General features: G+C 58.0%; 24 protein-coding genes. 6 read left to right on the top strand and 18 right to left on the bottom strand.

The window, feature by feature from the left end; genetic code table 11:
• The 7 genes from SMC7_RS07445 to SMC7_RS04655 all read right to left on the bottom strand — a co-directional run.
• Positions 1 to 245 (bottom strand): hypothetical protein (locus tag SMC7_RS07445; RefSeq protein ID WP_207798713.1); only part of this gene is annotated, 245 nt, incomplete at its 3' end.
• Positions 246 to 373: 128 nt separating this feature from the next.
• Positions 374 to 2,377, bottom strand: a complete 2,004-nt coding sequence (gene infB / locus SMC7_RS04680) for a translation initiation factor IF-2 (RefSeq protein ID WP_119089191.1) — start codon at positions 2,375 to 2,377, stop codon at positions 374 to 376.
• Positions 2,355 to 3,443: a transcription termination factor NusA gene (gene nusA / locus SMC7_RS04675; RefSeq protein WP_165845145.1), complete on the bottom strand. Its 1,089-nt coding sequence runs from the start codon at positions 3,441 to 3,443 to the stop codon at positions 2,355 to 2,357. Before nusA ends, infB begins: the two co-directional genes overlap by 23 nt.
• Positions 3,433 to 3,882 (bottom strand): ribosome maturation factor RimP, encoded by a 450-nt coding sequence (gene rimP / locus SMC7_RS04670; protein WP_165845144.1) that lies wholly within the window; start codon positions 3,880 to 3,882, stop codon positions 3,433 to 3,435. The genes nusA and rimP overlap by 11 nt, the downstream gene beginning before the upstream one ends.
• A 211-nt stretch (positions 3,883 to 4,093) precedes the next feature.
• Positions 4,094 to 7,540 (bottom strand): DNA polymerase III subunit alpha, encoded by a 3,447-nt coding sequence (gene dnaE / locus SMC7_RS04665; RefSeq protein WP_119089188.1) that lies wholly within the window; start codon positions 7,538 to 7,540, stop codon positions 4,094 to 4,096.
• A gap of 10 nt (positions 7,541 to 7,550) precedes the next feature.
• The gene (locus SMC7_RS04660) at positions 7,551 to 8,720 is read right to left on the bottom strand and encodes a carboxypeptidase-like regulatory domain-containing protein (protein ID WP_119089187.1); all 1,170 of its coding nucleotides are present in this window, start codon (positions 8,718 to 8,720) and stop codon (positions 7,551 to 7,553) included.
• A gap of 3 nt (positions 8,721 to 8,723) precedes the next feature.
• Entirely contained in the window at positions 8,724 to 9,254 is a 531-nt protein-coding gene (locus SMC7_RS04655; protein ID WP_119089186.1) for a DUF2179 domain-containing protein, read from the bottom strand.
• A 180-nt stretch (positions 9,255 to 9,434) separates the two neighbouring features.
• On the opposite strand from SMC7_RS04655, the gene SMC7_RS04650 reads away from it, so the two are divergent.
• Entirely contained in the window at positions 9,435 to 10,334 is a 900-nt protein-coding gene (locus SMC7_RS04650; RefSeq protein ID WP_119089185.1) for a hypothetical protein, read from the top strand.
• A gap of 111 nt (positions 10,335 to 10,445) precedes the next feature.
• Here the strand turns inward: SMC7_RS04650 and SMC7_RS04645 are convergent, their stop codons facing one another.
• From SMC7_RS04645 to SMC7_RS04615, 7 genes are all read right to left on the bottom strand, one after another.
• Positions 10,446 to 10,859 (bottom strand): PspC domain-containing protein, encoded by a 414-nt coding sequence (locus tag SMC7_RS04645; RefSeq protein ID WP_243620300.1) that lies wholly within the window; start codon positions 10,857 to 10,859, stop codon positions 10,446 to 10,448.
• On the bottom strand, positions 10,856 to 11,386 hold the full coding sequence (locus SMC7_RS04640) for a hypothetical protein (RefSeq protein ID WP_119089184.1): 531 nt from the start codon (positions 11,384 to 11,386) through the stop codon (positions 10,856 to 10,858). The genes SMC7_RS04645 and SMC7_RS04640 overlap by 4 nt, the downstream gene beginning before the upstream one ends.
• On the bottom strand, positions 11,383 to 12,252 hold the full coding sequence (locus tag SMC7_RS04635; protein ID WP_119089183.1) for a hypothetical protein: 870 nt from the start codon (positions 12,250 to 12,252) through the stop codon (positions 11,383 to 11,385). Before SMC7_RS04635 ends, SMC7_RS04640 begins: the two co-directional genes overlap by 4 nt.
• On the bottom strand, positions 12,249 to 12,704 hold the full coding sequence (locus SMC7_RS04630; RefSeq protein WP_119089182.1) for a hypothetical protein: 456 nt from the start codon (positions 12,702 to 12,704) through the stop codon (positions 12,249 to 12,251). The genes SMC7_RS04635 and SMC7_RS04630 overlap by 4 nt, the downstream gene beginning before the upstream one ends.
• Positions 12,701 to 13,213 carry an RNA polymerase sigma factor gene (locus tag SMC7_RS04625; protein ID WP_119089181.1) on the bottom strand — a complete coding sequence of 171 codons (513 nt, stop codon included), beginning with the start codon at positions 13,211 to 13,213 and terminating at the stop codon, positions 12,701 to 12,703. Before SMC7_RS04625 ends, SMC7_RS04630 begins: the two co-directional genes overlap by 4 nt.
• Positions 13,214 to 13,295: 82 nt before the next feature.
• Positions 13,296 to 14,813 carry a DnaB-like helicase C-terminal domain-containing protein gene (locus SMC7_RS04620; protein WP_119089180.1) on the bottom strand — a complete coding sequence of 506 codons (1,518 nt, stop codon included), beginning with the start codon at positions 14,811 to 14,813 and terminating at the stop codon, positions 13,296 to 13,298.
• 10 nt (positions 14,814 to 14,823) lie between these two features.
• The gene (locus SMC7_RS04615; RefSeq protein WP_165845143.1) at positions 14,824 to 16,152 is read right to left on the bottom strand and encodes a GerMN domain-containing protein; all 1,329 of its coding nucleotides are present in this window, start codon (positions 16,150 to 16,152) and stop codon (positions 14,824 to 14,826) included.
• A 236-nt stretch (positions 16,153 to 16,388) separates the two neighbouring features.
• Between SMC7_RS04615 and dnaA the strand changes: the two genes are divergently transcribed.
• The 5 genes from dnaA to SMC7_RS04590 all read left to right on the top strand — a co-directional run bounded on the left by dnaA (position 16,389) and on the right by SMC7_RS04590 (position 21,312).
• A complete protein-coding gene (dnaA, locus tag SMC7_RS04610) occupies positions 16,389 to 17,729 on the top strand; it encodes a chromosomal replication initiator protein DnaA (RefSeq protein WP_119089178.1) in 1,341 nt (446 codons plus the stop codon).
• 186 nt (positions 17,730 to 17,915) lie between these two features.
• The gene (gene dnaN, locus SMC7_RS04605) at positions 17,916 to 18,995 is read left to right on the top strand and encodes a DNA polymerase III subunit beta (protein ID WP_119089177.1); all 1,080 of its coding nucleotides are present in this window, start codon (positions 17,916 to 17,918) and stop codon (positions 18,993 to 18,995) included.
• Positions 18,996 to 19,013: 18 nt separating this feature from the next.
• Positions 19,014 to 20,081, top strand: coding sequence for a DNA replication/repair protein RecF (gene recF, locus SMC7_RS04600; RefSeq protein ID WP_119089176.1), 1,068 nt, complete (start codon positions 19,014 to 19,016; stop codon positions 20,079 to 20,081).
• 17 nt (positions 20,082 to 20,098) lie between these two features.
• Positions 20,099 to 20,659, top strand: coding sequence for a DUF721 domain-containing protein (locus SMC7_RS04595; RefSeq protein WP_165845142.1), 561 nt, complete (start codon positions 20,099 to 20,101; stop codon positions 20,657 to 20,659).
• Positions 20,660 to 20,910: 251 nt separating this feature from the next.
• Entirely contained in the window at positions 20,911 to 21,312 is a 402-nt protein-coding gene (locus SMC7_RS04590) for a methylglyoxal synthase (RefSeq protein ID WP_119089174.1), read from the top strand.
• Positions 21,313 to 21,318: 6 nt separating this feature from the next.
• Here SMC7_RS04590 and SMC7_RS04585 read toward each other — a convergent pair whose 3' ends face one another.
• From SMC7_RS04585 to surE, 4 genes are all read right to left on the bottom strand, one after another.
• Complete coding sequence (locus SMC7_RS04585) at positions 21,319 to 21,774, bottom strand: hypothetical protein (RefSeq protein WP_119089173.1); 456 nt, start codon at positions 21,772 to 21,774, stop codon at positions 21,319 to 21,321.
• 186 nt (positions 21,775 to 21,960) lie between these two features.
• A complete protein-coding gene (locus tag SMC7_RS04580) occupies positions 21,961 to 23,223 on the bottom strand; it encodes a S1C family serine protease (RefSeq protein ID WP_119089172.1) in 1,263 nt (420 codons plus the stop codon).
• Positions 23,224 to 23,347: 124 nt separating this feature from the next.
• Positions 23,348 to 25,000, bottom strand: a complete 1,653-nt coding sequence (locus SMC7_RS04575; protein ID WP_119089171.1) for an MBL fold metallo-hydrolase — start codon at positions 24,998 to 25,000, stop codon at positions 23,348 to 23,350.
• A gap of 38 nt (positions 25,001 to 25,038) precedes the next feature.
• Positions 25,039 to 25,872 carry a 5'/3'-nucleotidase SurE gene (surE, locus tag SMC7_RS04570; protein WP_119089170.1) on the bottom strand — a complete coding sequence of 278 codons (834 nt, stop codon included), beginning with the start codon at positions 25,870 to 25,872 and terminating at the stop codon, positions 25,039 to 25,041.
• Between the last annotated feature and the right edge of the window lies 1 nt (position 25,873).

Raw genomic sequence — 25,873 nt, 5'->3', positions numbered from 1 at the left:
CAGAAGCCCGCAAGGTACCGGGATAGGCCCTGCCAATATGGACTCTTCGCATCGCCGGCTTTGGCATAGATCTCGTCTGCCGTGACTTTCGCCGCGTGGGCGTCATTGTCAGACAATGCAAAGGCATTGTCATATTGCCGCTGCAGTTCGTCCCGGAGAGAGTCCCCCAGACTGCTTCCGTCACATTCTACGTACTCACCCACATCCGTTTTCATCGCAATAGTATACCGCGTTTTCTCCATCATTCTGCCGCAGGAGCCGACAGAAACGGGAACCCGGGAGCCGACACGGTTTGTTGGACATGAAGAAAGCGCCGGACGATGAACGCCCAGCGCCATGCTTGTTGGTCAGCAGAACCCTGGAAGACCTTACGTTACGGCTTCTTCTCCTCCATCACCAGGGTTTCGATGATGTCGTCGACCTTGAAGTCATTGAAGTTCTGCACGCCCATGCCACATTCGTAGCCCTTGAGGACTTCTTTGGCGTCTTCCTTGAAGCGCTTCAGCGAGGAGATGCTGGAGTTGGCATACACGACGACGGCGTTGCGGACAACGCGGGCCTTGGCACCGCGGATGATCTTGCCATCTTCGACCAGGCAGCCGGCGATGGCACCGACACCGGTGATCTTGAACACGTCCTTGATGCGGGCGCGGCCCTGCACGATCTCTTCGAAGACCGGCTTGATCAGTCCGGCGATCATCTTGTCGATGGAGTCGCCCAGTTCGAAGATGAGGTCATAGGTATGGATCTGAACCTTCTCTGTTGCGGCGACCTTGAGCGCTTCGGCCAGAGGGACGACGTTGAAACCAACGATGACGGCGTTGCTGGCGGAAGCCAGCAGGACGTCGGACTTCGTGATGCCGCCTGTGCCCTCGTGCAGGATCTCGAGAGGAACGGTTTTGGTCTTGACCTTCTTCAACTCGAACTTGACGGCGTCCAGCGTGGAGAGAGCGTCGGCTTTCAGGATGAGGGTGAGCTTCCTCTTCTCCAGCGCCTCTTCTTCGTTGAATAGGTCGTCCAGCGTCAGCGGCTTCCTTTGTTCCTGCGCCAGGAACGCAAGGCGCTCCTTCTGCCTCTTCTCGTCGATGATCATGCGGCACGAGTCGACGTCTTCCAGCGTATGGAAGACCTCACCGGCCTCGGGTAGTTCCGACAGGCCCATGACCTCGACGGGCATGAGCGCCTTCGCTTCGCGCAGGTTCGCGCCTGCCTCGTTGGTCATGCGCTTGATCTTGCCAACACAGTCACCAACACGGATGTCGTCGCCAACATGGAGCGTTCCGGTTTGCACGAGAAGGCGAGTGAGGACGCCGATGTTCTTGTCGACGCGTGCCTCGATGACGGAGCCGGATGCTTCGACAGAGGATCGGGTCTTGAGTCCTGCCATCTCCGCCTGCAGGAGAATCATGTCCAGCAGTTCGTCCACACCCTTGCCCGTCTTGGCCGACACGGGAAGGAAGACGGTGTCTCCGCCCCAGTCGTCTGGCTGCAGACCACGGTCCGCCAGCTGCTGCTTGACACGCTCGGGGTTCGCCTCGGGCTTGTCGATCTTGTTCATGGCAACGATGATCGGGACCTTGGCCGCCTTGGCGTGGTCAAGCGCCTCGAGGGTCTGTTCCTTGACACCTTCTTCGGCGGCGACGACCAGGATGACCACGTCGGTGACCTGCGAGCCCTTGAGACGCATCGACGTAAATGCCTCGTGGCCGGGAGTATCGATGAAGATAATGGTCTTGCCCTTAATCTGGACCTCGTAGGCGCCGATCTTCTGGGTGATGCCACCCTTCTCGCGGCTGGCGACGCTGCTCTTGCGGATGAAATCCAGCAACGTCGTCTTGCCATGGTCGACGTGGCCCATGACCGTCACGACAGGCGGGCGCGTCTCAAAGGACTTCATGAACTTGTCCGACGGCGGGGCATAGTTCTCGCCGAGGATACGGGCGAGGTAGTCGGCGTCGCCGGGGTCCAGCAGGCCGCACTCACGCACCGGGATGCCGTTCTTGAGCATCATCGTATTGAGCTCGTGCTGCTTGAGGTCAAACTGCTTGGCAAAAGCAGTATAGGTGACAGACTCGACAAATGCTTTGGGCTTCTCTACGGTGATGACAGGTTCGACGGGTGCGGGCGTAGGTTTCTCCTTTTCCTTTTCATGTACGACCTTAGGGGTCGCCTTGGTTGCCTTTGGAGTCTCTTTCTTGACCTCCGACGAGGAGGCCTTCTCCTTCTCGACAATCTCCTTGACAAGGTTTGCCGTTTCTTCTTCGATTGTGCCGACCACGCCCTTGCCTGGAACTCCTAGCTTAGCCAGGATCTCCAGCATGCGTGCCGACTTCAGATTCAGTTCCTTAGCGAGCTCATAGATTCGTACTTTCTTCATGCGTCTCACCTGCCTCACGGGTTGGGGCCGCTTGCGGCTGCCCTTCCTCTATCTGAACGAGTTCCACCTTCGCGTCCAATAGCCGCTCTACGAGCCGGACATTGACCCCACCCTTACCCAGGGCGACGGGAAACGCCTCGGCAGTGGCGTGCACCACGAAGGTGCCGTCCTCCGGCCTGCGTTCTGCATCCAGCACCTTGGCGGGGCTGAAGGCGTTGATTGCGTATTTCGCGGGGTTTGGATCATATCGGATGACATCGATGTGCTCAAACGCGATCTCGCGCGATACTGCACGGATGCGTCCACCCATCGGCCCAATGACTGCGCCCACGGGATCGATCTTTGGATCGCGGCTGAAGACGGCGACCTTTGCACGCTGGCCGGGCTCGCGGACGATGCGCTTGACCTCAACGAGACCTGAGCCGACCTCAGGGACCTCCAGTTCCACGAGACGCTGGATGAAGTCCGGATGCGACCGCGTCAGGACCACGCGCGGTCCCTGCGCCGACTTGTCGACCGACAGGATGAGCGCCTTAGCGACACCCTGAAAGCGCAGCCGTTCGCCGGGAATCTGCTGATCTTTCGGCATGATTCCTTCGCACCGGGCAAGGTTGATAAGCAATCCCTCTTTGTTCTGGCGCAGGACCTCGCCGTTAACCAGCGTGCCCACCTGCGAGTGAAAGCGCTCATAGACCAGATCGTTCTCACGTTCCTTGATCTTGTCATCGATAAACTTGCGTGCTTTCACGATCACCGACAGGGGCAGCTGCTCGATCTTGACCTGGATGAGCACGTCGTCCCCGGTCTTTGCCTCTGGCTCCACCTTGCGGGCGTCCTTCAGCGTAATCTCACTGTCGCTGTCCGTAACCTTGGCCACAACCGTTTTGCGCGAATAGAGCCGGACAAGGCCGGTGCCCGTGTCAGCCTTCACCAGGAAGTTGTCTTTCTGGTACTGCTGCTGGTATGCCGCCTCGAAGGCTTCCTTGATCGCCGTCACGATGTATTCCCTGGAGATTCCCCGTTCCTTCTCCAGCTCGTAGATGGCACTCTGGATCTCATCCCTCACACGCACCTCCCAATATCTCGTCCCACAACGAGATCTTCGTCACCTGCCGCATATCGAACACGCGGTCTACGCCGAGCACCGTCACGTGCAGGCTATCCCCGCCCGATGCTCCCAGCGTTCCAATGATCGGCCCCCTGGACTCCTTGGTCGCCACGCGCACGAACCTGCCGGCGAAGAGATCCAGCTCCCGCGCCGTCTTGAGAACGCGGTCCAGTCCGGGGCTTGTCACCTCGAACGCAGGCAGATAGTCGTCGCCGTACAACTCAATGAACGCATGGCTGATCGCCCGGCTGACCCTCTCGAGCTCATCGATCGAGATGTCTCTCCCCGGCTTCATGAGCACGACGCTTACCATGCCCGGAGCGTTCTCGATGGCGACGAGCGTGGTATCGCTCTTCGCCACTTCCAGCTGCACAATGTCCGCAAACCTCGTGTCCATACATCTCTCCCTGTGAAACAAAAAAGTGGCCCGCTCACGCGCCCACTTTTCGTTTTCCACTAATATGAAACGTCCGAAAGCAAAGCTTCCGGACGTCATGTCGCTTAATTACTTGTCACGTTCATGACATTACCCCAAACAGTATACCTATGAATATCGGAATGACAACCTCAATTTCCTTTACAACTTGGCGAAACCATCGGACCCGCCGCTACGAGTAGTCTACCCCACTGGGGCCAAGTATCTCGGCAAGTCCCTTCAGGAGCGCGGGCGTGATAGTGACCCAGTACTTGTTGCCGACTTCCAGGCAGTGCTCGGTTCCGTTGCGGTACAGGATGCGCCAATGCTCTTTCCCCGGATAGTGATGCGTGAGGAGGAGAACGTCCTTGAGTATCTCGCCGTTCACCTGCTGCTCCGTCATTGTGAGCTTGAGCACTCGGCGGGGCACAGCAACCGGCTTCGATCCTTTCGCCTGTTCAGGCGTCACGAAGTCGATGAACTTCTTGGCCGTCAGAGACAATTCGTCACCATCCATGCGTACGTTCGCCTCCAGGACAATGGCACCCTCGCGGTCGAAGCACGGCTGGAACTGCCCGAGGACGTACTCGAACACCATCAGTTCCACCTTACGGCTGTCGTCCTCGAGCATGCACTTGCCGTAGGCGTGACCCGCCTTGGACTTGGCGGTCTTCGCGGACGTGAGGAGTCCCATGACCGTGACGGTGGATCCGTCATCACAATCCGCGCATTCCGAAACGCGTTTCGCCTTGTACTTGGCGAGGAGCAGCTCGTACTGCTGGAAGGGGCTGCAGAAGCAAAAGAACCCAAACGCTTCCTTCTCCATCGCCGCCGCACCCGCCGTATCGCACGAGGAGGCGGAGGCCCCGGGTTCGCCCACCGAGCCGCCGAACAGGCCCGTCGCCGAATCGTCTGCAACCGGCGCCTTGCCGTTCTGGTTGCTGAACTCCCTCAGAACAGTGACGCGGTCCTCGCCCAGGCTCTCGAACGCCCCGGCCTTGATGAGACATTCGACGGACTTGCGGTTGACCTTGCCGCCACTGGAACGCCGCTGGAAATCTTTGAACGTCGAATAGGCGCGGTTGGACCGCTCCTCCATGATCTCGTCGATCGCCTTTGAGCCCAGGTTCTTGATGGCAAGCAGACCGAACCGGATGCCCTGAGAACCGTCGGCCTGCGTCTCCACCGTGAACAGCTTGTCGGATTTGTTGATATCTGGTGGAAGGATGGAGATATTCTTGCTGCGGCACTCGGCAACCAGTTCCTTGAGACGGTCTTCGGCATCGAGGCCCGAATTCATGAGGGCCGTCAGGTACTGAATGAGATAGTGGACCTTGAGCCACGCCGTGCGGTAGACCATGATGGCGTAGGCGACCCCGTGGGATTTGTTGAACCCGTAGCCGGCGAAAAAATCAATGAGGGCGAACACGTCCTCGGCGGTCTTCTTCGGGACACCTTTCTCGATCGACTTCTCGACGAAGATGGTCCGCTGCTTGGCCAGAATGTCCGCCTTTTTCTTGGAGACTCCCTTGCGCAGGATGTCTGCTTCCTGCATCGTGAACCCGGCCATGCGGTTGGCGATCTGCATGATCTGTTCCTGGTACACGATGATGCCGTAGGTCGGTTTGAGCACACCCTCAATGCTGGGGTGGTAGTAGTTGACCTTCTCCTTGCCATTCTTGCGGTCGATGTACTTTTGGATACCACCGGCCTTGATGGTGCCGGGGCGGTAGAGCGAGATGATGGCCGTCAGGTCTTCGATGGAGGATGGCCGGACGCCAGCCGCGACACCCTTCATGCCGCCGGATTCCATCTGGAACACCCCAACTGTGTCGCCGCTGCTGATGAGGTTGTAGACAGCCGGTTCCTCCGTGTCGACATGACTGATGTCCACCGTCACATCAAGCTGATCCTTCACCATCTTGACGGTGTTCTGAATAACGCCCAGGTAGGAAAGGCCCAGGAAGTCCATTTTGAGGAGGCCAAAGGCCTCGACCAAGTTATGGTCCCACTGTGTGATGATGTTGCCGTCCTTGTCACGCTGCAGGGGCAGGTAGTTGGTGAGCTCGGTGTCGGCGATGACGACACCCGCGGCATGGGTGCTGAAATTGCGGTTGACGCCCTCCAGCTTCATGGCCGTATCGAACAGCTCCTTGACCGTGGTGCCACTCAACTTTGTGCCGTCGCCGTACATGGTCTTGAGCTGGTCGACGGTGTCCAGAGAATCCTCCAGGCCCGTCCCGAACGGGATGAGCTTGGAGATCAGGTCTGTGTCTTTAGGAAGCATACCTAGCGCACGGCCGACATCGCGGACGGCCTGCTTAGCCTCCATCCTGCCGAAGGTCGCCACCTGGGCCACCGAGGATTCGCCGTACCGCTCACGCACATACTGGATGACCTCGCCACGACGCGCATCCTCGAAATCCATGTCGATATCAGGCATCGAGATACGGGAGGCGTTGAGGAAGCGCTCGAACAGCAGGTTGTACCGCAGCGGCTCGACTTCCGTGATGCCGGTCGCGTAGGCGACGATGGCGCCGGCAGCAGATCCACGACCGGGGCCGACGGCAATTCCCTTGCGGCGAGCAAACCGGGTGAAGTCCTGGACAATGAGAAAGTAGTCGACAAACCCGCACTTCTCGATCGTCTCCAGCTCCATGCGCGCCCGGGCCGTCGCCTCTTTCAGCTGTTCGGGAGGATAGAGGCGCTGGATGCCGTCCATAGTCATCTTTTCCAGCAGTTGGCGGTTGACCTCGGCATCCCATGGCGTCGTCTGCCCTTCTTCGATGTACCGGGGCAGGTGATAGGCACCCAGAGGCATTTCGACGTTGCACATGTCGGCAACGAGCTGGGTGTTCTGGATGGCTTCCTCGTCTTCGGGCAAGCGCTCCCGCATCTCATCCTCGGTCATGACATGGTAGTATGGACCGTTGAAGCTCATGCGATCCTTGTCGGTCATCTTCTGCAACGTCTGGACACAGAGCAGGACCTCGTGCGCGGCGTAATCGTCCTTGCGGAGGTAGTGGCTGTCACAGGTAGCCACAGTCTTTGCACCGATGCGCTTCGCAACGCTGCGAAGGATGGGAAGGGCGCGCAGTTCCTCTTCTATGCCATGGTTCTGGAGCTCGATGAAGTAGTTCTCCTTGCCGAAGATGTCCTGGTACCTCCTGGCAATGGTCAGCGCCTTCTCTTCGTCACCCTTTGCGGCCGTCTCGGCGACCTCGCCCTTGAGGCAGGCGGACAAGGCGATGATCCCCTCGTGGTACTTCTTCAGGATTTCGTAATCGACACGCGGCTTGTAGTAGAAGCCCTCGAGGTAGCCGATCGAGACGATATGGCTCAGGTTCTGGTAGCCCTTGAAATCTTTCGCCAGGAGGATCAGGTGATTCGGAAACCCCACATCCTTGTCCTTGTTGAGGCGGCCGTTCGGGGCTATGTAGACCTCACTGCCGATGACCGGCTTGAGCCCGGCGTCCTTCATCTTCATATAGAAGTCCAGCACGCCGTACATGTTGCCGTGGTCGGTGATGGCACACGCGGTCTGCCCCATCTCCTTGAGACGGGTGACGAGCAGGCCGATCTTGCTCATGCCGTCGAGCAGTGAATATTCGGTGTGGAGATGCAGGTGGACGAAACTCATGCTGGGTTCCTCACTGAGCCGGGAAGCGGGCAGCAGCCTGTGCCTGGTCGACAGAAACCACTTCGACCACGGCGTCGTAGACGAAATCGAAGAACGACTGCGAGCGTGCGTTGAGGATGATCTTCATTGGGACGTTTGCCAGCGCGCCTGTCGTGCCCACGGTAACCGTCGCCGTGGCCGTGACGGCCTCTCCCTCGAACAGGAACCGGCCAGTCATGCTCCAGACGTCACACGTTTGCCCCAGGAGTTGTGCCGGCGGCTGCTTCTCGATGGTGAAGAGGCGTGGCGAGAATGTCGCCGGCAGTCCGAGAAGACCCTCACAACTTTCCTGCAGGACGTGTGCAGCTGCAGCGGCTGTCTCACCTTTGGCAACGTACGTCCCGCTCTCAAACACATACCCTGTTCCCTTGCGGACCATGAGTGATGCCGTCGGATTCACCGGGTCACCGCTCATCACAAGGATGTCACTCCCATTCTTGATGACACGGCCGTCGAACGACTTGTCTTCGCCACCAAGTGTCCGGTGGTACGAGGCTGTGAGCTCGTACGCCGGAAGCTTGGCAAGAGAGGAGAGCGGGAGGAGCTGTCCCTCCTGGAGCGTCACGTTGACCGCCTTCGCGTTCTTCCCGACCACCAAGTCGAATGTGGCGTCGGCGAATCCCTGCTTCGTGACTCTTCCCGCATAGGTCCCTTCTGCGAGCCCCTCGAACGTGAACGCTCCATCCGGTCCTGTCGTCGTGGTCGTGTTCCACACGGTCACGGAGGCTCCCGCTATGAGCTGACCGCCGGATGTCACCATCCCGGCGCCAAGAAAGAGTGGGGTCAGCTGGACGGTCGCCGGCGACTTCGTGAGGTCCGCCACTTGGATGAAGACCTTTTGATACCCTATGGCTTCGACACCTATTTGTGTCCGATCGGTCTGAACCTGTCCCGAAACCGTTCCGGTCGCATTGGAGCTGAGGGTCTCGGAGCCGCTTGAGCCGGTGAACGTCAGCGTCGCATTGGCTACACCCTTGCCTGAGTACGCAGAGACGATCCGGAGCGAAACAGCGCCTCGGCGGGCGCAGCCGGCGAGAGAGAAAATGACTAGCAGTAGAGCGAGGCCGAGCGCCAGCCCCCGAGCCCTTTGGTTCAAGCCAAGGTGCGCTTCTGCCCGGTGGAAGATAGTCCTTTTCATCATGATTCAACCTCTCGGAATTCGAGTCACATGCCCTCCCATCGTCGTTCGCGTGTCAAGCACGGACACGAAAGCGTCCGGGGCCAGCTCGGTAAGCGAGGCATTGAGAAGTGCGATGTTCTTGCGCATTGTGGTCGTCAGGATAACCATGCGGTTACTGTCCATGCCCGACCCCGAGATCGTCGTGATGCCAAAACCCCGGTCGCGCAGATGATACGCCAGTCGATACGGGTTCTCGTTGGGAATGATCAGCCAGGTCTGGTTGCCGATAGCCAGCTTCTGTTCCAGCCAGATACCAAACAGCGCTCCCAGTGAATAGCCAATGGCATAGCCGAGCATCTTGTAGATGGTCATACTGCTCAGGACCCGAGCGAGGCTAACCAGATAGACGTTCACCTCGAGAAACCCAAAGATGAACGTGTACAGGCGGCGTCCCCTGACCAGGAAGTTCGTGAAGAGAGTCGAAAGAGCCACGTCTACGAACTTCATGACGAACACGATCAGGACTGACTCGGCTACCACCCAGAACTGCACCACGCGAAACCTCCCGTTCCTGTACTGCCGAGTTCAAGTATAGTGCCCGCTGACCGCCGCACAAGCTGGAGTACGCGAAGGTCGGCGCGTGGGAGTCGGATATTGAAATGTTGCGCTGCTGTGGATAACATGTGAACAGTGTGGATAGAATTATCATCCAAGCCTCTCGGCAAAGGAGGGTTCGTGGCTCGACCGTTGCGCATTGAGTTCCCAGGTGCCGTCTATCTGGTTTCCGACACTGCTCCTGCAGGTCGCTCCATCATGCAGAGCGACGACGCTCGCTTGCAGTTCCTCGCAGACCTCACGGCGGCGGTGAATCTGGATTGGCGCATCTACGCGTGGTGCCTGCTGCCGGACCGCTACAGCTTCGTCGTGGAGACGCCCCATGGAGATCTCGGCACAGGCATGCGCCGCTTCATCAGCAGCTACACGCGGCATGTGAACCGCCAGAACAAACACTCGGGACGGGTCTTCCGCGGACCCTATCGGGCAGTCCTCCTGGAACCCGACGTATGGCTGCTGCCGGTCTGCCGCCACGTTGTCCTCCAGCCCGTGGCATGCGCTGTGGTCGCCACCCCCGAGGAATGGCCCTGGAGCAGTTATCAGGCAACGGTCATGAGTACCCACGTGCGGAGTGCCCCGCTTGCTGCCGAGTCTCTGCTGTCACATTTCGGGCGAACACAGGAAGAGGCTGTCGCCGCCTATGCCGACTACATACGAGCGGGCATCGGCCAGCCGACCCCCCTCGCGCACGTGATGCCGCCGGGCATCCTGGGAACACAGACGTTCGTCCAGGTGGTCACTGAACACCTGGTAAGCAGAGCGTCCGAGCCATCGGTCGCCGCAACGCTCCTGATGCTTGCGCGGCCCTCTCTGACACAGATCTTCGGACCCGATGTCAGGCGCGAACGCTCGCAGCTCCCGCTGCGCGTCGCGGCAGCCGTCCATCTTGGTTACTCGCTCGTACAGATCGGTGACCACCTGGGCGTCCACTACACGACGGTCAGTCGGTACCTCCGCGCGGCTCAGGGTGGGCAGAGAGATGCTTCTTCCCGCCCGCTGAACGACTCCAAGACACCCTGAAAACCAGTCCCCCGACAGCCTATATAGGCTGTCGGGGGACTGGTCATCCAAGCAAAACTGCCGGGGCTATTTCCACATTATCCACAGATATGTTATGTTTTCATACCTGATCTACTGAGCAGGATTGAGTGGGATCACGAGCCAGCCGATGAGATAGGCCAGGACTCCCGTCCCCCATGCCATCCCGAGCAGCGCCCAGGCGATGCGCACAATGGTCGGATCGATGTCGAAGTACTCCGCCACGCCAGCCGCGACGCCGCCGATCACCTGGTTCTTGCGTGAGCGGTACAGTCTCCTGGAGGAATCATAGCCGACCCCCGAAGACGCCGGGTGCTCAGCCTGCGGATGCTGCCACCTGTCCTGGATGGGTCCCTGCTCGCCGGATGCAGCGCTGGGCTGCGTTGGTGCACAGGTGTCGCACATGATCTTGCTATCCACCATCACTACTTCCTCACGGGCCAGCGCCTTCCCGCACTTCGTGCAGACGCCGACTGCTTCTTCATCTGGTCTGTCAAAACTCTTCATTTCCTGATACCTCCCTTGATAAGAACGGCCAGTCCAAGCACAAGGAACAGGCCCCCGACTGCCGATTTCCGAATGATGTCGACCACCTGAGCTGAGAAGATGTCCAGCCCCGAAAGAAATGCAAGAGAGCCGACGGCGACAGCCACGACCCCCCATATCAGCCCGTTTCTCGACCTCTTGCTTTCAATCGAGTCAAACAGCGTAGACAACAGGATGGAGAGTCCCGCGCAAATCACGGCTGCTCCGACGAAGGTCGTAAGACTGAACCGGACGACCCCCAGGACCTGCAGGAGGACGATGATACCGACGAAACCAAGCATGGCACTCCAGAACACCGTTTCACGCGCATCCCGCTGGAAGCCCGTCGCGACGCCGTAGATGCCTAGCAGGACCACAAACGCCGCCAGCGGAACGAGGATGCCAAAATCGTATCCCGTCTGGGGAAACGCCTGGAGCAGGAAGTGGACGCCAAAGACGATGAGCAGAGTGCTCAGGGCCACCCGCCGATCAATGTTGTTGCTGTTCATTGCTGTACCTCCACAAGTTGAATTTGTCCAATTGCATTGTCGATACGCATGACGAGCTGCCGGTCAGCTCCACTGGCTGCCGAGGCGTTGAGAAATGACTTACTGCCCTCAGCCACAAATCCCGACGACAGGACCTTGCCCAGAACACTCCCGATGGAAAGTTGTACTCCCGGTTTTCCGGGGATACGTAGCGTACCTTTCCCCACAGCTGTGTGCAGTGAAACGTCACAGTGCCTGCCCAGCGACCCCGAAAAGTCGAGGTCGTAACTACCGACGATGTTGCCAATAACAAGGTCTGCCATATCCAGGTTGCCGAGGCATATTGCCGAAAAACCACCGGTGACGTTCTCGATCTGGACAAGGTCGATGATCGATCCGGATTCGGTGGCGTCCAGTTCAAGTGCGGAGGACGCCCCAGCCAGACGGAGCTCCTTGAGCCGAGCCTGATCCAGGATCAGTCGGGCTTCACCGACGAGCGTCAGCGTCAGCGTACCGTTCTCGGGAACCACAACCGTCAGACGCCTGACCCCCGCCTGGACGCCAGGAACACTGTCGAAGTACAATCCGTACGTACCGGTCTTCGCACGGAAATCCTGACGGAATCCCTGGCTGCCTAGAACGATGCTCGCTGAGGTCGCGGTGGAAGATGTGCCCACGACGACCTCGAGGTTGTCTCCTACGACCGATATCCTGCTCGCAGAACCACCTAGTTCCAAGATTGTGCCCTCTGCAAACGCCGGATTAGCCTTGAGTCGACCGTTCCGCGTCACCAGTGTCACAATCCCGGAGCCAGCGACGATCAGGCTCACGACAAGGGCGGCGACCAGAATGCGCCTGGGGCCGGTCGTGGGAGCAGTCTGCATCATGCAGCCGACCCTCCGCTCAAGCCGAACAGACGCTCACTGAGGGCAAGACTGCCGAGCAGCAGCCCGCCCACGGCTGTAAGCGTGCACAGAATCAGTAAGGATCTGAGTTCGTTAAGGTTGGGTCCGACAAGGAACTGCACAACTCGAAGGACAACTGATGAATGCGCGGCAAGCATGTAGAACCCGGTCAGAAAGATCCCGACGAACAGGGCCCCAAACAACAGCGCTGCGGCAAGAACGGTCACCGGTTCTCCATTTCTCATGCGCGTTTCCATGAGTTGAGCCAGGATGCTGCGTGATGCCTTCTTCAACTCCTGCTCTGTCTCCCACGCGTCGACTCGGTTCCACACGCCAGAGGCAAACCCGGGCGGTGGAACAAGGTTGGGAGGACATGAAAGTGTGCTGGCAATCATACGTTCCACTTCCTCGTCTGTCAGACGCCGTATGCTCATGCAGCACCTCGCTCGTGCAGGGCTTCCACCTGCTTCTTTAATGCGGCCCGCGCCCGGAACAGCCGGACTTTCGCAGTGCCCTCGGCTACACCGAGTCGTCCGCCAATCGTCGCAAGAGAGCACTCTTCTGCATAGAACATCGTCAGCAGCGCACTGTCTTCCGGAGAAATCCGCGTCATTGCCTCTACGATCTCCTGCTGTTTCCACACATCGTCTCTGTCCTGCTCAGGAGCTGCCAGGAGCTGTTCGTCCGGCAGATCCCCACCTTCGCGTGCTGCCTTCCGCCAGTAGTCGACCAGACAGTTGTAGGCAATCGTCATGACCCACGGGAGAAAAGGGCGGCTTCTGTCATACGAGTCAAATCGCCTGTATGCCAGGAAAAAGGCCTCTTGTGCAATGTCTGATGCCGTTGTCTGGTCCCGGACCTTGCTCGCCAGAAAGGCGTACACACGACGCTCACTCTCCCCCATCAACTGGGCGAAGAGCTCACGGTCAGCCACTGCTCCCATCCACTTGCTCCTCTCCGCGGTTAATTGCCTTACGTGTTCACCAAGCGTACGGTGACAGGAGAGAAAAGGTTACAGGAGAGACTCAGTGCTCGCCGGGGCCGACCGCCTCGAGATATCCGCGCTCGAGCAGCCACTCAAATATCTTGCCGGCTTTGGCATAGGAGTAGCGCTCTTCGACATCCTTGTAGCCCAGCTCCACCATCTGGTTATCTTCGATCAGGAAGAGGAACTGGATAATAATGTTGCCTCCCTCGGGGGCGTCGCGGTTCTTGTCGATGAACAGGTTGAGGATGTCAAAATGGGGGATGTGGTGAGGGTTCACTCCCCCTTCACGCACGGCGTTGGCGATCTTCTCTTCCAGTTGCGCCGTGTCGTGGTAGTCCTTGACGATGATCAGTGCCACGTCCGCGTCATACTCGATGTCGCCACCGCCCGTGCAATTGAACATCGTTGGGCGCTCCTTGGACGTCTCGCTATCGAGGCGGCAGCCGTCCTTGTCGAACGACGACACAGCCACGATGGGGGACTGCAGCTCGGTGGAGAGTTGTGCGATGAGGCCGGACACCTCGTCGACCTGCTTCTGGAGGCTGGCATAGGGGTTGATGGTCGGTACCTTCTGCAGGTAGTCGAGGAAGATGGCACAACGGTCGGCGTGGTGGGAGTCCATGATGCCATATGCGACACTGCGGATATGCTCGAGCGTATCCTGACGGTCCGCCTCGAAGAGATAGAAGTTGTCCATATAGGCGGATGTCTCCTTGATCCCCTTATTGAACCGGGTGACGAGATCAGACTTGTTCCTGATGTCTCCCTTCTGAAGCACCAGCGGGTTGATGAGTGATTCCTGTGACAGAACACGAGTCAGGAGGACGCGCCTCGTCTGCTCATAGGAGTAGTACAGGACTGGGACCTTCTCGTTACGTGCAACGAGCGTGGCAAGACGCAGCATCAGGTTGGTTTTCCCACGCCTTGGAGCCCCGCCGAGGGCGTAGTAGAAGCCGGGGCGCAGCCCTGAGACCGCTATATTGAGATTGTCATACGGGGTGATGCTCATTCCGAGGATCGAAGGTAGTCCGGCGCCCCGGGTGCGGACCTCTTCGACGTACCGCAGCAGCTCGTCACGGATGGGCTCCTGCCTGCTCTGGGACGAGAGGCGCGCCACCTGGCGCAATTGCTCGGAGATATCGGCGGCGAAGTCTTCCACACGCCGGCCCTGTTTCTCGGCATCGGTAAAGCTGTTGATGTTGTCGGCGATCGTACGCAGCTTCCGACGTGCTGCGCGCGTCTTCAGCCGGTCCAGCAGCTCGACCAGCGTCGTCATGTCCTCGCCCCCGGCGTCGGTCAGCTTGCCCACCAGCGTCGCAATAGCCGGAGTCACATGACGTTCTTCGGTCAGGTAGGCCGTGAACAGCGGAAGGTCTATCTTGCCACCCTCGCCCTTGTGGTTGGAGCAGTACCACTGAAATGCGTCGAAGACAGCCTTAAGGTCACCGTCTTCGAACAGCGAAGAGCTCATACCCAGTTTCTGGAGCTTCTCAAGGTGATGAGGGGCCGCCAGAGCCCCGGCCAGCAGCCGGAATTCGGTCCTGTCTGTCGTCATGGTATTCCTCCTATCGCGAGAATGGCTTGCCTATATAGTAGCCTCCCGGCAAAAAAGCAACAGACCCGTTGACCCCTACCTGCAACCACGTGACGGACGGCAGTTCGGTGAGGCTCAACCGCAGCTGTTCGACCATGAGCGCCTCGGCCGCCTGATCCTCGGGGAGAGGAGTCATGACAAGAGACAGGCGCAACATTCCCGTGCTGGCTTCCAGAACCATGGCGGTAACGCTGGTGCCGTGTGGAACAAGTGACGCGTCTCCTCCGGGGGGATTCCCCAGCTGAGCGATCGACTTCGAGATCATGACGTTGCGTCCCATGAGCGCCTGCTTTTGTTGATAAACAGTCAGTACAGGGAGCTTGTCGCCGTCGACTTCGGTGAGACTGTAGACGGCGAGGGCCATACCTTCTTCCAGGCGCCCATCCAGCCTGAACAGCGGATCAACCGTGTCCACGTGTCCAAACAGGCCCTCCACATTGTTTCCGCCTACCAGGAGCCGGACGCGACTGACACCCGCGAGTCTCGTGAGCGTGAGGACCAGGGAGTTCTTGACCTGCTCTTCTTCCTGGGCTCCCATGTTCAGCTTGAGAACGCTCTCCTCAAAATCGACGGAAGCTGTTCGACCGGAGACAGTGACGCCCCGAAGCACTTCCGTGCCGGGCAGAGGACTCACGAGGCTGGGGTGCACTGGCCCCTCCATGAGAGCGCGTGTAGCCTGGAATGCCAGCTGAGATCGTGTCAGCCCAGTCGGAAGTGTGCGGCGTTCAACAACATAACGGCCGTCACGGCCAACAAAATACAGATCGACCAGTTGTCCCTTGTCCAACATGACCTCATTGGCGCCCAGCTCTCGCTGAGTCTTGACGAAGGAGAGGAAGGTTCCTCTGGGACGACCGTCGACCGAGAGTTCAATCGAGCGGACACCTGGCAGATTCAGCATGGAGTTGACAAGTTGCCAGTAGAGCGCATTTTCTTCCGCAAACCCCATGGGAGGCTGATCGCGTGCCACGCCCAAGACCACGTCAAGGATCCCGCCGGACAGAAGTGTCGCTCTATGCGCAGTGAAGCCGGCAGGGACAGCCGTCGCAAGCCCTTGGTCCGCTGGCGGCGTACGCAGGAGATCGATGATTCCCGCCACCTGTTCCACGCGTCGTGTCGGCAGTTTTGCCACAGCAGGATTGCTGACCAGTTCCCGGGTCGAGGCGTCGAGGTACCACAGGACCACGGACGTACTCCGTCCACCGGCTTTGCGGAAGCTTGAACCGACGACAAGGGCCAGAACCAGTGCGAGGATCAGAACAAGCAGTCCCCCATCCTGGGAACGCCGCCTGCCCCTCATCCTGCCTTGTCTGCTGCGGATTGTCATCTGTGAGCCATTTTCTGATTGCCGCTGGTCTTCATTTCGTCTATACTATATCACACAAAACGGATGCACATGGCCTGACGACGCTCCGCTGTTCCGTCACAAAGGCAGGGTGGTTGCGCTGGCGTATGCGTATGTACGGCCCACGTCGTGGCCTGGTTTTTCTCTGACCGGGGCGTGGTCACTTAGCGCGAGAGCAAAGGGAGCAGAAAATGGAAGAACAACGATCGGATTCCTGGCAGCACCTGCTCGACATCTTCAGTAAACAACTCGCGCGCCCGACGTTCGAGATGTGGTTCAAGAATGCGACGACGCTCCATGAAGACGACGCTTCGCTCACCATCGGCGTCCCTAGCGAGTTTGCGAGAGACTGGATTGTCAGTAGGTACTACGACGTCATCAAGGAGACGATCGACGCGATCAAGGGTCAACCGACCACCATCGCGGTGGAAGTTGTGCAACAGCCGCCGGAAGAGATCCCGACCGAACCCGGCATACTCCAGCACAACAATACGTTGATCCTCAACAGGCGCTACAATTTCGAGAATTTCGTCGTCGGTGCAGGAAACCGCCTTGCCTTCGCGGCATCCAACGCCGTTGCGGGCAACCCGGGCAACGTCTATAACCCTCTCTACATTTACGGCGGAGTCGGGTTGGGTAAGACCCATCTTCTCCAGGGTATCGCACACCATGTCCTGGCACAGGGCCCGGACAAGAAGATCGTCTACACGACCGGCGAAAAGTTCACGAACGAAGTGGTCAGTTCCATCCAGAACGCGCGGAACAACAACTCCGTCATCGAGAACTTTCATAAAGAGACACGCGGGGCAGACATTCTGCTCATCGACGACATCCAGTTTCTGGCAGGCAAGGAACGCACACAGGAGGAGTTCTTCCATATCTTCAATGCGTTGTACGATGCCCACAAACAGATCGTTATAACCTCCGACGTCCTGCCCAAGGAGATCGCCACCCTCGAGGAGCGCCTTACCTCACGCTTCGAGTGGGGCCTCATTGCGGACATCAGCCGCCCGGACTACGAGACCAAGGTTGCCATCCTGAAGAAGAAGGCAGAGCTGGACAAGATCGACGTTCCACCCGAAGTGCTCGAGTACATCGCCGCGAACATCGGGAGCAACATCCGTGAGCTCGAAGGCGCACTCATGCGCGTCCTTGCAACAGCTTCGCTCACCAACGAAGAGGTCACGCTCCCCTTTACTGAGGAAACGCTCAAGGATATCATCCCGGTTATCAACAAGCCGATCACCATCGACGCCATCATGCAATCGGTCTCTTCCTACTTTCACATCTCGGTTGCCGACCTCCAAGCCAAGAGGCGCAGCCAGGATATCGCAATGCCGAGGCAGATTGCCATGTACCTGAGCCGAGACCTGACTGAAGCGTCTCTCCCATACATTGGCGAAAAGTTCGGTGGGCGCGACCACACAACGGTCATCTACGCCTGTCAGAAGATTCAGCAGGAATTGAAGAACGACGACACATTGAGAGCACTGCTTGACAGCTTGGTAAAGCAGTTGAAGAGGGGGGTATAACCTGTGGAGAATTATCCCGACCATTCCGGATGTGCACAGTGTTGATAACCCGCGCAAGTTATCCACAGCTACATCCACAAGCACCGCAAGCCATGCAACCATCTTCACAAGACATACCAACACTACCAAGCCCCTTATCTTGATAGTTATGATTAAGAGAGTCTTTTCATACTAAAAGGAGGAAAGATGAAACTCACGACAAAAGCTGAAGGTTTGAGCAAGAAACTAGCACAGCACGGCAAAGTCATCCAACAGAAAAGCTCGACCTTCACGTCGGATGCCGTTCTCCTTTCTGCAAACGGTACGACGCTTCAATTAACAAGTACTGACCTGACGACGTATCTGGTAAACGCCGAACCGGCTGAAGTTGCAGAAGCCGGACGTGCCCTGGTTCCCTTCAAGTTTCTAAAGGACATTGTTTCAGCCTTGTCTGGCGAACTTATAATTGAAGGAGACGACAAGAAACTTCAGATATCATCCGGCAAGGCGCACTATGATCTCGCATGCTACCAGATGGATACATTTCCAAGCATCCCGGAGATTAAGGAAGGTCGAGAATATCAGTTTAGCCTGAATGAATATTCCAGTGCCATCGACCGTGTTCTTCCGTGTGTAGAACATAATGAGAAACGGCGCCTCGAGTTTCAGGGAATCTTGCTTGAGCAGACAAAAGACTATTTCCGGTTTGTCGCGACGGATTCACGGCGCCTCGGATACGTTCAGTTTGACTTCAAGCGTGAACCGCTGAGAGCGATCGTTCCGACAAAAGTCTTTGAATCATTCAAGCCGACTGGTGACGTTCATTGTGTTATTACCGAGGATGAGTGTCTGTTTTCGTCTGGTGATACGCAAATTATCTCTCTCCTCATTGGCGCCGAGTTTCCCAACTACAACGACATCGTACCTCGTGAATGGGAATATACGGTGAATGTCAAGAAGTCAGAGTTGCTGGACGCATTGCGCCGGGTCGGTGCCGTCGTTTTTGGCGGAACCGATGTCATCACACTCTCATTCAAGGAAGGGCGGCTGACTGTTCAGGGCACGGCCCAGGATCAGGGCAATGCCAGTGATGAACTGGGTTATGAGGGAGAGGGTGGGGGTCTTTCTGTTTCGTTCTTCGGGACAAAACTTCTGGACGGCATTTCCTCTGTCGGTACCGAGAATGCGGAACTGCATATGAACAGTGCTGTTCATCCGGTGGTTATCAAGGACCAGGGCAAGGAAGATTTCCTGTACCTTGTCATGCCACACAAGCAGATGGAGTAGTCGCCTCCTCGGAGGGCAATGTATCTGGAATCGCTTTGGGTACAGGGATTCAGGGCACTGGCCGAACAGCGTATTGACATCACTGCACCCATCACTGCTGTCGAAGGCAGCAACGGCGCAGGCAAGACAACGCTCCTTGATGCCGTACATTTTCTGGCCTCTGGAAAATCATGTCTGGGGCTGACAAATGCGGAGCTTATCAGGGACGGGGAGTCCTATTTTGTCGTCGGCGGCAGGTATCGGACGCGTGACCCGGTCGCCGGAGGGTCAGTCAGTCATGCGGTGCAGGCCATGTTCACGACGGAGGGGCGCAAGGAACTTCGTATCGATGGTACTGTCTACCATGGGTTTATCCGTCTTATCGGTGGGCTTCGCGTGGCCCAGTTTAACTTCGGTTCGCTGTTTCTGGTCAAGGGCATGCCCTCGGTGAGACGCCAGTATATCAATCTCCTGATCGCGTCGTGTGATCGCACCTATCTGGAAGCACTCTCTGCATACTCGGCCGTCATGACACGCAAGAACGCCCTGCTGCGGCAGTCGGGCTCTGGCGTCGTCGACGCGTCCCTGCTGGACCTGTTCGATGAGCAGATTGTTGCTCTGACAACCACCATTTGTGCAAAGAGGCGATCGGCTCTCGCCGCTGTGGGTCTGGCGATGACACGCCTGATTGCCGACGGGTTGTTTGAACCGCTGTCGGATGTGTCTATTCTCTATGATCCCCGGCCCATTTCCGCCGAATCCATCTGTGCTATCCGGGACCGGGAACTGGCACGACATGCGTGCCTGGCCGGGTGTCACCTCGACGATTTTGTCCTGCTCCGAGGAAAAAAGCAGTTGCGGGACTCGGCGTCACTGGGCGAGGCGAAGCTGGTGGCACTGCTGCTTATCTTTGCAGGTGCCGAATATACACGGAGGGTCACGGGAGAATACCCGGTGCTCCTGCTGGACGATCTGGAAGGCGATATCGACATACCGAACCTTGATCGGCTGGTTCATCTCCTGGCGAGGTTCGAACAGGTCTTTATCACAACCTTTGATGTTGCGCGTCTTGGAGGCGGACTGAACGCTACGTCCGTACGGTTGTGAGAAGAAACGATAACAGTATGGAGCGCATCGGAGAGGTTATCGACGAGATGCGGCGTACCGGTCGCCTCGACAAGGGCATCAAGGTTCAGTCACTGGGCGAGGTCTGGCCCGCGGTCCAGTCTTTGTGGAGTGAGCATACCATCGGCGCGTACGTCGCCCGTAACTCTCATCCTGCTCAGTTCAAGAATGGAACACTGACGATTCTCTGCGCCAATTCATCCATCATGCAGGTCTTGTCTGAGCAGAAAATCCTCATTGTAGAACGCTTGAATGCTCACATGGGTGGCAAGCTCGTGACAGATCTGTCCTTTGGGCTCGACAACGTCCACGAGGTCCGCATTCGTCGGCCGCAGGTCACGTCTTCTGTTGTCCCGGCGGATCCGGATTCTCTGGCTGCCACGATTCAGCTGTCTCCGGAGCAGAAGGCGAGAACCGAGAAGGCAGTGCAGGTCATTCAGAACCCTGCTCTGCGACTCTCGTTTCTGCATGCCTACGAGGCTTGGCTGCGCTGGGACATCTGGCGACACCAGGAACAGCAGAAACGTCGGACGAACCGGGCGACGTCAAGGAAGTACTGACACTATCCACAGGCACTGTGGATAACTTTTCGAGATGCAGACGCGTTATCCACAGCGGGTTTGACGCTGTCGCCGGCTCTGTTGAAGCCTGTGGACTGCTGTGCAACGAGAACACGGCATCAATATTGTAGTTGAGACTTACCCAGAATTGCGTTCCACAGATATTCACAATATCCTGTGGATAACCCGAACTGCGAAGGATGCCTGAAAAAGCCTTGTTGATTCATACTCTTGTATGGTAGAATGGACACATGAGAACAAGAGTTGCACTGATCGCGCATGACCGCAAGAAGCCCGAGATAATCGCGCTGTGCAGGGATTTTAAGGAGATGCTGGCTCAGGAGGAGCTGGTTGCCACAAAGAGCACAGGTGGTCTCATCGAAGAATTGACCGGCCTTCACGTCATCAGAGTGAATTCTGGAGAGAAAGGTGGGGACCTTCAGATTGGTTCGATGATCGCCTCCGACGAAATCAAGGCAGTCGTCTTCCTCAGGGATCCTCTGACCGCACATCCTCATGAGCCAGATATCAACGCCGTGCTCAAGATCTGTGATGTCAATAACGTCCCCCTCGCGACCAACATCGCGACGGCAAGGCTGGTCCTCGGGCATCTCAAGGAGTTGCAGGGCGTCAAGGAGTTACCTGAGACGTAGGTTCTTCTACAGCAAGAGCAGGCTAGCCAGCATTGTTTCCAGCGTCTGGCTCTCCTGCCACCACTCCTTGCGCTGGAGCGTCTCGAGGCGAACGGTCCATCGGTGCCCTGTGTCCTTTGCGATCAGGACCCGATAGACGAACGAGCCGTCGCGTGCGCGGAATGTTAGCGCTTCAAGAGGCGGATCGACGGGACTTGCTCGGCCGTCTTCATCCACCTTTCCCCTTCTCAGTGTTCCCTGTTCACGCAGGGCGTCTTCCGGCAAGCCGTTGCGGCGACGTTCAGACACTTCGTTCAGCGGCGAGCTGGACTCATCACACGTAACCTGCAGGGCGACACGCGGGTCCGTGGGGTTGGATGCCCGTAGTCCTGTCTGTTCGTCCAGTTCCATGACGGTCCAGTGTACAGGGCAGTCGAGCGCGACGTGGAGGTCGGGTCGCACCAGATGTGTCATCTCACTCATGAGTCCCTGCCCTGAGGTTCCGCGTTGTTCTCATCTATGCCTCCGTCCTGCTGGATTCGGACAGACTCACCTGCATCCATGTACAGGATTGCCTTGTTTTCATTGTTGGCAAGGTGGGCACAACATGAGAGACCCGGCACATTGTGCCGGGTCTCTCCTTCAAAACTGAGCAGGTACTGGAGTCTACTAGCCGAGAGGTTTCAGGATCACAGAGAATGTCTTGGTCGTGCCGCCCCGGTCAGCGACGACCTGGACCGTGTCACCGACGTTCCTGGACCTGATGTAGCTGAGGACTCCGTCGATCGTGGTCATCGGTTTGTCGTCGATTGCGGTGATGACGTCTCCGGCCTTGAGCCCAGCAGTCTCTGCACCGGACCCGGACGTGATCTGGACGATGTAGACGCCTTGGGAGGCCTTGACGTTGTACTGCTGAGCAATAGAGGTTGTGAGCGTGGCTCCCTGGATACCCAGAGCCGGCCACGTGATCTTGCCGTCCTTGATGATAGCGTCATATACCTTTTTTGCCGTATTGATGGAGACCGAGAATCCGAGGCCTTGTGCGTCCTGGTAGATCATCGTGTTCATGCCGACGACGCGGCCGGACAGGTCGACCAGGGGTCCTCCTGAGTTGCCCGGGTTGATGGCCGCATCAGTTTGAACAACGCCGACGAGGTTCTCAGTCGCTGACGCCTGAACGTTTCGCTCGAGGGCCGAGATAACGCCAGTCGTGACCGTCTGGCTCAAGCCGTAGGGATTGCCGATGGCAATGACCTTCTGGCCCACGGTCAGCGTGGACGAATCGCCGAGCTGTACCGTTGGGAGGTTGGTTCCGTTGATTTTCACGACGGCGACATCGCTGGTGGTGTCCGTGCCCACGACTTGGCCGCTGAACTCACGCCCATCTTTGAGCATGACAGTGATCTTGGTGGCATTCTCCACGACGTGGTTGTTGGTCAACACGTAACCGTCAGAGGTGATGATGAAGCCCGAGCCGAGACCTTCCTGCGTTCCGGACGAGAAGCCGAACGGATTCTGGCTGACCGAGGTGATGTTGATCTGAACCACGGCAGGCGAAGCGATCTTGACGGCGTTCTCGATAGCCTGTTCTTCGGTCGTGACGATAGTCGTGCTGGAGCTGGAAGTTCCTACTGGATACGTTGCCGATACCGTGCGTGCCCAAGGAAATGTCCCCGGGTTGGACATGACGACATAGTTGCCCAGAATTCCACCTAGAACGCTGCCCAGCAGCAATCCGATGATGAGTCCCCATACCAGGAGCACGCGGCCAGAACTCGAACGCCGGACGGGCTGAGGTTGGGGCAAGAGGGAGCTATACGCTGGGACCGTCGGGGGAGTCTCGGGGGTGACGTAGCCCTCCACCGTGTTTGATGTGTCCAAATTCTGAGCCTCCTCAGGATCTGGCTTGATGAAACCATTCTCGTCGATCATGTCGTGCCTCCTCACCTATAACAGGTGTTTACTCGTCATAGACATATATACATCTGTATATACGCAACTATGCCTGATTTCGTTACGGAGAGTGTGAGGAAATCTCCACGATATCGGGAAGTCCCTAGCGTGCCAGGGTTACTCCTCTCCCATTCTCCACGAGGCTGACGATATCTCCGAATCGTTCGACATAGCGTTCGGCATGCTCCGTGTGAATGGGGTACACATGCCGCGGAGCAAGCCGCTCCACGATACTGAAGAGGTCTTCCGGTGGAGCATGCCCGGACGCATGGATATGCACGGAATCCATGCCCGTGAGCTTCAGCCACTCGGCAAGCCTGTCCTGGCTCCAGGCCATCTCCTCGTTGAATGCCTCGGCCGACGAATGGATGTACAGCGACCCAGGGGCAGGATGCAGGTCGCACAGCTCCTGGACATCCCAGTAGCCCAGGGTGAGGAGGTATTCGGACTGGTGAGCCGTGACCTCAGCTGCCCGGACCACACGAGGACACGATCCGTTCAGCACATCGCGTACCGCTTCCTTCTTCTCTGCGACATCCAGTGAGTTGGGGGCCCAGCCCACGAAGCGAAGGATCGTCGAACGTGCCCAGTCCTGTTTGATGTCGCCCTTGTCGTAGGTGCCGCTGCCGGCGCGCTTGACGTAGAGGACAACGTCGGGATCCTGCAGGTCGATTTTTTCTTCTTTCTTGTAGTCCTTTTGGTAGCCCGCTTCCTGCGCCATCCGGACGATGTAGGCGTCACGCGGAAGAATGGCCAGCTTGCGGCCCGTCTCCTTTGCGACGCGCTGGAAGGTCATGAGACGGTCCAGGTCCTTCATGCCAAAATCCGCGATGACGAGCCCGCGTGCCCGTTGGACTTCCTCACGTGCTTTGTCCTCGACTTTCTGCTCAGCCTCGACGTCCGGCTCGGACCCGAACTTGAAGCGGCGGGCGAACGCCGGTTCCTTAGCAGCGAAGGTGTCATCTCCGCGCAGGTTGGTACCTTCTATCACGAGAACGTCAGGGTGGGCTGCAGCGAGTCGGGAGACCGTATCACGTGTGACCGGGCCTATGCGTCCATGGAACCGGAGGTCTCCCGTGTACACCAGCTTCCCTCCGTCATACTCGATGAGGTATGCGCATGCGCCGGGGATGCTGTGGTCGACGGGGAAAGCCGTGACCCAACAGCCCGGGAACTCTACCGGGACGCTGGGGCCGACGGGAAAGGCCGTTATTTGGGAGTCTGGAGACTTCACCGGGGTGGCAAGGTCGATAAGCTGCCGCTGACCGTGCTTGTTCGCTCCATCGTTCGGCCGAACGATGAAGTCGGTAACGCCGTTTTCGGGTCCTGGACTGTACTGTGTTTCCTCCACAGCCCGGAGGACGGCGGCCGTGACCGGCGTGGCGTACAGCGGTATGGTTTCGTCCAGAAACGAGATCGAACCAGTATGATCGACATGAGCATGCGTAATGAAGCACGCGTCGATATGACAGGGGTCGGCCGGTTTCCCGGCCAGGTCAGGCTGCATCTCATGAAGGAGTGCCGTGAGGTCGGAACGGTAGAATCTCAGCCTTGGCAGCAGACCTGTCGTCAGGTAGTCGGTGAGGCCTGCAGAAGTGCGCGGGGTGAGAAACTCCTCGAAGTACTTCCCCATCGTGGCATAATTGAGACCGAAATCAAACAGGAGGCGCGTGGATTTGGGCGATGATCCTGCCTCGAACAGGAGTTTGGTGCCGCCGATCGTGGTGGCGCCGTCGAGCATTGTAAACTGTGCCATGAAGAGGTCCTCCTTCGTGGTACCAGTTATCGATGTGTCTACTGCGAGGCCGGCGTGAGACCGGCGAACGTGCCAAGTTGCTGCATCCGCTCCAAGAGGACGTAGTCCGTCAGGTCGATACCCAGGGGCGTGATACTAATGTATCCGTCGGCTACGGCGGTCACATCGGTTCCCTCCTGCGGTATCGACGGGATATCTCCCCCTATCCAGTAGATGGGGGCTCCAAACTGGTCCACGCTGGCGGTGACACGATGCGCGTAGCGGCGGCGTCCCTGAGGGACAACCCGGATTCCCTTGACTTCAGAAACCGGACAGTTGGGCGCGTTGACATTGAGGAACAGGCTTCCGTTGAGTTCGTGACTGAAGCTCTTCGTGAGAGGCTGGTTGATCCCAATGAGCCCCGGGATGAGAGGGAGCATCTTCTGCAGGAACCAGGTGATGGGGCTGAAATCGAATCCAGTGCTTCCTGTCCGTGAGAATGCCGTGGAGAAGGCTACACTGGGATACCCAGACAGAAATGCTTCATAGGCGCCCGATACCGTACCGGAGTAGGGCAGGTCGTCGCCCAGGTTGTCACCATGGTTGATACCGGAGAAGACCATGTCCACCTTCTGTTTCACTAGTGTGTCGAGGCCCAGCATCATGCAATCAACGGGAGTGCCTGAGACAGCCCACGCTTCGACACCGGGATGGACATATTCCTCAACCTTGGTGACGCGCAGAGGCTTGTGCATGGTAAGGGAGTGTCCTTTGGCGCTCTGGGGAGATGCGGGCGCGACGACCGAAATGGTGTTATCCGCAGGGATTGCCGCGACGAGAGCCTGGATCCCCTGTGCCCACAGCCCGTCGTCATTGGTGACAAGGATGTGCATG

Origin of the sequence: Candidatus Cryosericum terrychapinii (assembly GCF_003570925.1) — a bacterium.
Lineage (GTDB): Bacteria > Caldisericota > Caldisericia > Cryosericales > Cryosericaceae > Cryosericum > Cryosericum terrychapinii.
Note: the sequence above shows the minus strand (reverse complement) of the source record. Positions and strands in the feature narration are given on the sequence as shown.